At 49.8% G+C, this 8034-nt stretch carries 7 protein-coding genes; 1 reads left to right on the top strand and 6 read right to left on the bottom strand.

Translation table 11 applies throughout. The features are described from left to right. Positions 1 to 290: 290 nt before the first annotated feature. Positions 291 to 1928 (bottom strand): fibrobacter succinogenes major paralogous domain-containing protein, encoded by a 1638-nt coding sequence (locus NBH14_RS28375; RefSeq protein ID WP_250817994.1) that lies wholly within the window; start codon positions 1926 to 1928, stop codon positions 291 to 293. On the opposite strand from NBH14_RS28375, the gene NBH14_RS28370 reads away from it, so the two are divergent. After that, positions 1872 to 2627: a hypothetical protein gene (locus NBH14_RS28370; protein ID WP_250817992.1), complete on the top strand. Its 756-nt coding sequence runs from the start codon at positions 1872 to 1874 to the stop codon at positions 2625 to 2627. The genes NBH14_RS28375 and NBH14_RS28370 overlap by 57 nt on opposite strands. A gap of 131 nt (positions 2628 to 2758) precedes the next feature. Here NBH14_RS28370 and NBH14_RS28365 read toward each other — a convergent pair whose 3' ends face one another. The 5 genes from NBH14_RS28365 to NBH14_RS28345 form a co-directional block, all read right to left on the bottom strand. After that, positions 2759 to 3523: a DNA-binding domain-containing protein gene (locus NBH14_RS28365; protein WP_186962076.1), complete on the bottom strand. Its 765-nt coding sequence runs from the start codon at positions 3521 to 3523 to the stop codon at positions 2759 to 2761. A 600-nt stretch (positions 3524 to 4123) separates the two neighbouring features. Continuing rightward, positions 4124 to 4987: a virulence RhuM family protein gene (locus NBH14_RS28360; RefSeq protein ID WP_186962075.1), complete on the bottom strand. Its 864-nt coding sequence runs from the start codon at positions 4985 to 4987 to the stop codon at positions 4124 to 4126. Between the two features lie 206 nt (positions 4988 to 5193). Further along, on the bottom strand, positions 5194 to 5385 hold the full coding sequence (locus NBH14_RS28355; RefSeq protein ID WP_186962074.1) for a hypothetical protein: 192 nt from the start codon (positions 5383 to 5385) through the stop codon (positions 5194 to 5196). Further along, positions 5382 to 6341 (bottom strand): fibrobacter succinogenes major paralogous domain-containing protein, encoded by a 960-nt coding sequence (locus NBH14_RS28350; protein WP_186962073.1) that lies wholly within the window; start codon positions 6339 to 6341, stop codon positions 5382 to 5384. The genes NBH14_RS28355 and NBH14_RS28350 overlap by 4 nt, the downstream gene beginning before the upstream one ends. After that, positions 6313 to 7677: a hypothetical protein gene (locus NBH14_RS28345; RefSeq protein ID WP_186962072.1), complete on the bottom strand. Its 1365-nt coding sequence runs from the start codon at positions 7675 to 7677 to the stop codon at positions 6313 to 6315. Before NBH14_RS28345 ends, NBH14_RS28350 begins: the two co-directional genes overlap by 29 nt. Positions 7678 to 8034: the final 357 nt, after the last annotated feature.

Genomic DNA, 8034 nt, shown 5'->3' with positions numbered 1-8034 from the left:
TAACTCGCGATAGTTCATAACTCATGCTTTTGAATAGCCGAAGTTAATTTCTTTCTACTACTTAACAAAATTTCAAAGAACTTTTTCAAAGACTAGTTTTTACACAGTCTCTCCAGAGGGGAGCCGGGTACAACCGGTCAATAATTGGACAGTTCATTTCTGATAATAATTGAACCCTACACAAATTCAAAACAATTTCTTATTTCCCCCACCATGTCAAAGATCGTTATCACTACTTCCCTTTTGAGCGGAAAGTATTTAAAAGAGACCGGATATGAAATCCGGTAAGGTTACTCTCGAACGCAACGGATAGAGCAGCCTTGTATTGGATTGTGGGTTTGTACAGCCGCACTATAGGTATCAAGTCTATATCCACTGAGATTTGTAAGCAAGGTAGAAGACCAGTAAAGACCACTGAATCCCATTGCTTGTAATGATCTGTTGTAAAGGGTACCTCCACACGGTAATCTTAGTTCCACATTTCCTTTTTTTAATGAATTATATTGACCAGAGTCAACCTTCTTGCTTGTTATATCCCCAGCCATTAAAGCCTTAAGTTCTGTTTTTGTTGGAATGCGCCATCCGGTCGGACAAGGATCATAGGCTGCTTTCTCAATATCGATTACGCTTCCTGCTTCTTCTACTTCTATACCTTTCGCATTCCATAAATCCGGAGGTATGCTTCCTGACAGCCATGATCCATCACTCGCGTTATTTGCATATAGGAGTTCACTGCTCTCTGCTTCTTCCACACTTGTAAATTGGGTATTTGTCGTCTCTGCACCAGAAGCCGGGAACGGTGTCTTTCTTCCCCATTGAAAATAAAAACCGCATTGAGGTTCATTTTTTAGTGCAGCTGATGGGTAATCCGGATTGTCCATAGTCGGCACTTTCAGCAGCCCCGTCGTCAGTTCCGTCGCCCCGAGATTAATTGGCGCCCAGACAATCTCTTTGCCATTTGCTTCGCCTAATGTAACGGCGGCAAACCGTGTATCGGCATAGGCAATATCCGTTCCTTGGTAAACCACTACTGTGTCGACTGCCGAGCCGTTACCGCCGTTGGCGATATAGAGGTAAGCGCGGTTGACGTAGGCGTTGGTGTAGGTGGGGTCTTTGTCGAGGCCGTTTTTCAGGGCGAGGCTTGCCTTGATTGTGATCGTATACTCCCGTGTCAGGCTGATATTCGCTTTGGTTACGGTTGGCTCCGAGCTTGTGACTTCCAGCCAGCTGTTGCCGTCCTCCGGTGAGAAATAGTCGGCGGTGACGCGGGTGTCGAAGGGGCAGGAGGCGGTGAATGTCAGCGTTCCGCCATCGGCAGGGACGACGAGCGTGTCGGGCATGATGCCGTTTATCAGGTCACCGCCATATGATTTGATGGCTTCGTTGCAGGCCACGTTCGTCACCTCCGGCAGCTGGTCCTGGTTCGGCTGCACGTTGACCGTATCGACGGCATTCCATTCGCCTACCTGTATCGAGTAGGAGAGGTCGGTCTGCCCTGGGGCGGGGAGGATGCGTACCAGGTAACGGTGGTTGCGCACGATGGGGACGGCGCGTTTCGTCGTGCCGTCGGTTTCCGTCACCTCGAAGGGAATTTGGCGCGTCACTGCGAGACCGCGGAAGGTACCCGTAATTTCCAGTCCTGTCGGAGCATGCTCCGTTTCGTGGTTCTCGTAGGTGTAGAGTGTATGCCAGATACGCTGGCAGGTGGCGGTGGCCTGCTCATCGGGCGTGCCGTCGGTCATGTCGGTGGCGATATCACCTGCCACTTTGACGAGACGTATCTGGTCGGGCGTTGTCTTCCAGTCGCTAACCGTCGCCACGTCGGGCGATACGTAATCCATCTGCGGCACGATATAACTCTCAGGACGGGCATGCAGGATGCGGACACCTTTCAGCAGGAAACCGCCTTTCGGGTCGTCGTCCGTCATGCCTTGCACGTATGCCTCGTTGGTGATGTCGATACGTGCCGTCAGGCGTTCGATCGTCAGGTCGAACGTTTCCTCTTTTTCCTTGTGCAGGCCGATGGTGGTCGAACCGTACATGACGAAAGCGTTGTTGTGGCCCGCTCCGTCATTGCCAGTGCAGAGCGGCATCGAAGCCGTGAAGGTACCGACCGTTACGCTGTCCAGCAATCCTTGCCAGGAAACGATCTGGGCGTAGTCGTAGTCTTCGGGCAGGTTGGCGACGGCGATGATGTCGGCCTCGTAGCCTGCGCCGGCGGTCAGGTCTACCGTGGCGGTGTAGCCCTTCGACGGGTCGGCGGCATCGACAGCCTCCAGCTGCACTTTGTTCGGGAAGTCTTTGCGGGTCTCTCCGGCTTTGGCGGGTTCATACACCTGCATGCCTTCGGCATCGGTATGCACGAAGAAAGCCAGGCGGTCGATGCGTTTCTCGTCGTTGGTGGCATCGTTCAGCAGGCCGCCTACTGCACGGGTTTTCACACCCGGCTGTACGGTAGCCGTCAGGCGCGTCACCCCTTCGGGCAGCGGGTCACCGCCCCGGCTGATCTCCTCCACATTACAACCCGGCAGGGCGGCGAGTGTGAGGAGCAAAAAGATGGTAAAATGTTTTATTCCAGTCTGTTTCATATTCTTTTGTGTTTAGTTGTAGAAAAACAGGGTTACTGAAACGGCGTCAGTCCCTCTACTGAATGCCTGTCAGTAGGGAGACTGAGCCGCTGTCAGTCGGGCGTCGGACACGTCGTCAGTCGGAGGACTGAGTCCGTGTCAGTAACGGGACTGACAACCATTCAGTAAAATCACTCGATTTCGGGACGGTCGCCGCCACCGCCACCCTCGTTGCCGGCAGTGCTCAACAGGATCGGGTATTTGTAGCTGCGGGGTTCTTTCACGAGGGCCGAGCGTCCGTATTGGGTCGTGACGCTGATGTAGTAATCGCCTTCGGCAAGGTCGGCGGGCACCATGACGGTCAGCTGTGAAGGGTTGTTATGCACGATCACGGTAGCCTTCACCGGCGTGCTTCCTTCGGCTGCCGGGATAAAATAGAAGCCGTTGGCGGAATTCGGGCCGCTGATCTTTATATTGCTGCCACCCACGACGATCGGCATGCCCGGAGTGAAGGTGCTGTCCTCCTTACCGGTCAGTGAGTCGCTGAAACCGCCGATCACCGGCCCGACGGTAGCGGCACCGTTGGTCACCACCACCGTTTCCAGCAGTAGTTTTCTCAGCGTTTTGCCTATCGTATAGCCCACAGTGAGCAAATGTTTCATCCGGTCGAACGGGTCGGTCGGCTTGTCGAAAACACCTTTGATCTGCGGCAGGTACTGGCCTACGCCGTCCACCACACTCATCCCGCTGGCAATGGCAAGCGACTTCTCTTCGTCGGCCATTGTCAGGATATTCTCGATAGTTTCCTGTCGGTACTCCGTACGTTTCTCCACGATACGGCGTGCGATATCGTTATTATGTAATGTACCGTTGATACGCGGGCGTGCTACGCAATCGCCCTCTTTTTCTGTTAACGCGTTGTCATAAAGATCTGCGTATAATTTGATGTCTGACATACTTAATAAGTTTAAAAAAGTTTATACTATATATAGGATGTCAGGAGATAAAAAAATCCCCCGGCATCAATTTGACATGCCGGGGGTTTAGATAAGGGAGGATACTATTGTTAAAACATAAAGTTAAAACCTTTCTTATGCGAAGTTGTATATTTTTCAATCTCGAGAGCCAGATCGTTATAATTTCCCTTATCTAAACCCCAACATGTCAAAGAACGATGTGACATGTTGGGAGAAAACAAAATACCTGTGTTACCGTCTTTAAATCCTTGTCAGGGTTCTCACCGGCACTATATCAAATAGCTCAAATCTTATCAAATATGAGCTATTTGTGTCTTTTTAATGGGGCTTGCCCCATGCCGCAGGCTCTCTTTTGCCGTCAGTTTCAACTGACGGATAGATAAACCTTCCGGTTTTGCCGGATTCCTCTGTGGGTTTCAACCCCTTTATCTGGTATCATATTATGAAAGGGGATAAATCCCACAGAGGAAGAGGCTTTGCCTCCTATATTTAAAACCGTTGGTTGAAACCAACGGCAAGAGAGAGCCTGCGGCACGAGGCGAGCCTCGTTTAAAGATAGCGTAAATAACTCAATTATTTCTATAGATGCTTCAACAACTCTTTTATATCCAATTGCATTTTAGAGAAAGCGAACCATTTCTTACCCAAGTCTTTTAGCGAGGCGCCGATATGGTAAAGTTCCTTTTCATCTATGATCAGGAAACGGTCGTGCGACTGATTAAACCGGCGGATATCGATCGGTTCGTATTGCGAATTATGGCGCTGTAAATCCAAAGATAGTTGTTTGGATATTTGAGCGGTATAAATCGTAACACTTACTCCGGGAATGCGTTTGGTGAAAAGAGTCAGCACGGTGTCATCAATATAGTTATCGATCAGGATAAGAGAGGTGGTAGCCGTACGGATCAGGTCAGCGACAAACTTATATGCATCGAATAGTTGACCATCATAGAAAACACCTTCTACCGGAGGTAGGGATGTTTTGATGAAGAAGTCGATTTTCTTGTCGTGATCGACGAGCATATTATCATGTATAATCAGTTTATCAACCTGCTCAGAAAGGGTTTGCTCTATTCTATCTATACGCTTGTCCATAACATATCCTTTAAGCATATAGTCTTTTAAAACCTTATTAGCCCATATTCTGAATTGGGTTCCTCTTTGTGATTTCACACGGTAACCTACTGAGATAATTACATCCAGACTATACAACGTTAAAGGTTTATCGGAATTTGCAATTTGCAAAAAATGCAAATTGCTTTTCTTTTCGAGTTCGCCTTCCTTAAATATATTATTAATGTGCCGGGATATAACAGAAACATCTCTTTGAAACAACTCAACCATCTGTGCCTGAGTCAGCCAGACAGTTTCATCTTCCATCCTCACCTTTAGTTGCAAGGTGGTATCCGACTGATAAACAATGATTTCTCCTTTGTTCTCCATAATTAATGAATTTTGGTTCATACTATGGAGGCAAAGGTATTCAATTCAATGGATATACAAACCTTTACACCTGATTATTTTCTCCCAACATGTCAAAGAACGCTTTCAATAAATCGCTTTGAGGCTTTGGCCTCCTTTTTCACCCTGGCTTACAGGGTGGTTTCCTTTCTTCTCTGTTATTCCGGGGGGTGACCCGGGATCGCATACTACACTGATATAGAATGGGTAGTATGAGTTGGCGGATCAAGTCCGCCATGACAGGAGTGACTTCGGCGGATACGGGCGATGATATCGCCGATACCCAAACGACCCAATGAACCGGCACGCAGGCTGTAAAAAGCGGCTGCGGGATTCGGCAGGACGTTGCGGTAGGCATAAGTGCGGAGGATTGAGTTCATAATGAGGGAATTTGTTCCTGGATACAACGGACGGGGATACCAAAACTTTTTGAAATATCACCTATACTTTTACTCTCACCTATGGTCACACTTGTCGCGCGATTCTCATCTTTAGACAAAGAAGTAAACCAATATAGCTTTCCTTGATATTGAATCATACTCTGGCTTTCTGAATATGCAAGCATTAAACCAGCAGCTGGTAGTTTTATCTTTGTATCTTTGATTGATGTAGAAATTCCAAAACCATCACCTCGATTATCTGAAACCACTTGTTCTTTTATTCTTTCAAATTCTTTTTTTGTTACAATCCGCCAACCAGGAGGACAAGGATCATTCTTACCTTTTATAGGATTCTCTTCTGTTCCGGCATTCCATAAATAAGGATCGTTGTCGCTAGACCATGAATAGGATTCAGGATCGGAACCCAAAATGTATGTATTCTGATATTCTTCTTTATTTTCATCACTGGTTGATACAGTTTCTTGAGTAATTTTAGTGCTTTGTCCAGTATATTTTACCCCAGTCTTTCTTCCCCATTGAAAATAGTAACCGACCTTTTCAAAATAATCCTGATAAATTTCGTCTGTTTCTTTTGAACTGATAAGTTTAATATCCTTTTCCTCCATCACCTTTGTTGCTCCAATATTCATCGGTGCCACAATAATATCCGAACCATCCTCTCTTTTTGCTACCGCTTCCGGTTCAAAATCCGTGCCTGGATAAGTAACCACATGCCGTACCAGAATCGTATCACATTCCACCTCGCTTCCTCCGTTATGTATTAATAGCATCGCTTTGCGCGTCGCGCCGCCATCGAATTTATTGAAGGTGACCTGATAGCTGTTCTTGTAGGTTGGGGTTGCTTTCGTCACGATCTCCGTGCTGCCGACCTGTTCTATGGTCAGCCAGTCGCCTTTCGTTGTCCAGCTATCCGTATGGTTGTCGTAGTATTTCACACGGACACCGGGGGGCAAAGGAGCAGGTCGCTTCAAAGGTTAGTTCGCCGTCCTGCGTATAATAGACATCATATGTTTTTGCAACTTCACTGATCAGGTTGGGGGTAACATTGCCTCCGATATTCGCAATCTCCGGCACCTCCGTCTGATCCGGCTTTACCTGTATCGTATCTACCGCATCCCATTCCGCCACCTTGATGTCGAAGGTGATATCCGTTTGGCCGGGAGCGGGGAGGATGCGTACCAGATAGCGGTGGTTGCGGACGAGGGGGACAGGCTGTTTGTCGGCGTCGATAAAGTCGATGCGGCGGGTTACCTCCGTGCCGCGGAAGTTGCCTTTTATCTCGAGGGCGGTCGGGGCATGTTCGGTGTCGCTGTTCTCGTAGGTGTAGAGGGTGCGCCAGAGGTATTGCAGGGTGGCATCGGTTTCGGCGGCGGCAACGTCGACGGCATCCGGCTCGCGGGTCGGGTTGACGGTCGCGTCGGAGGCGGTCGCTTTGCCGTAGGGGATGTCGGTCACCTGCCAGTCGCTGATCGTGGCGACGTCGGGCGAGGCGTAACCGGGCTGCGGCGTGATGTAACTTGCCGGGCGGGCTTGCAGCACGCGGACGGAGGTCAGCAGGAAGCCGCCTTTCGGGTCGGCGGCGGTCATGCCGGGCTCGTAGGCTTCGTTGGTGATGTCGATGCGGGCAACCAGGCGTTCGAGGGCGAGGGTGAAGGCGTTGGTTTCTTCTTTCACCAGTTCCTCACGGGTGTAGCCGTACATCGCGAAGGCGCGGCGGGCGGCATCGGCGAGGTTCGCGCCGGGTGTGCACGAAGGCATTTCAGTGGCGGTGCCGGCCGTGGCGGGCAGCAGGTTGGCGGTGGCCCAGACAACGACGCTGTCCTGCAAGCCGTCCCAGGTGACGATCTGGTTGTAGTCGTAGTCTTTCGGGAGGTTGGCTACGGCGACGATGTCCGCCATGTAGCCGCCTCCGGCCGTCAGGGTGACGTCGGCTGTGTATTGGCCGCTGCCGGGGGCGGTTTCGGTCAGGTAGACGTTATGCGGGTGGTCGGTGGCGGCAGCGGTGGCGTCTGTCACGTCGTCGGGGACAGGAGGGTAGACCTGGAAGCCGTCCTCGTCGGTGTGGACGAAGAAGGCGAGACGGTCGATACGTTTCTCATCGCCTGCGGAATCAAAAGGATCGCCCAGGGCGCGGGTGGCAATGCCGTTGCCGAGGCGGACGGAGAGGCGGAAGCCTTCACCGGGGATGCCTCCGGGTTCCTCACGGCCGATTTCCTGTTCGGCACAGGAAGCCAGGAGGAAGGAGAGCAGGATGAATAGGTATTGTTTCATATTAATTGTTATCATATTGTTATACATTTATTATCTTCAGATATTGACATCAGACAAGGCAAAGCCTTGTGCCGCAGGCTCTCTTTTGCCGTCGGTTTTAACCGACGGTTCCCGAAGGGATAAAAAATATAATGCCTCTGTGGGCTTAAGCCCCTTTCCAACAAGGATTTTCAGGTTTCTTCTTAATGGGGTTGAAACCCGCAGAGGAAGGTCTTTGACCTGTTGTTTTTTAATGGGGGTGTGTCAAAACTAAGGCACATCTCCTTTTTTATCTTAAAATAGTCGTTCCTCTTTTTTTTGTCTATGCGACTATTTTTTCAGTAATTAGGTAATAAGGCTTAATATTCGTCGTATGTT

It is taken from the genome of Parabacteroides caecihominis (genome assembly GCF_023656785.1).
Classification (GTDB): Bacteria; Bacteroidota; Bacteroidia; order Bacteroidales; family Tannerellaceae; genus Parabacteroides; species Parabacteroides segnis.
Note: the sequence above shows the minus strand (reverse complement) of the source record. Positions and strands in the feature narration are given on the sequence as shown.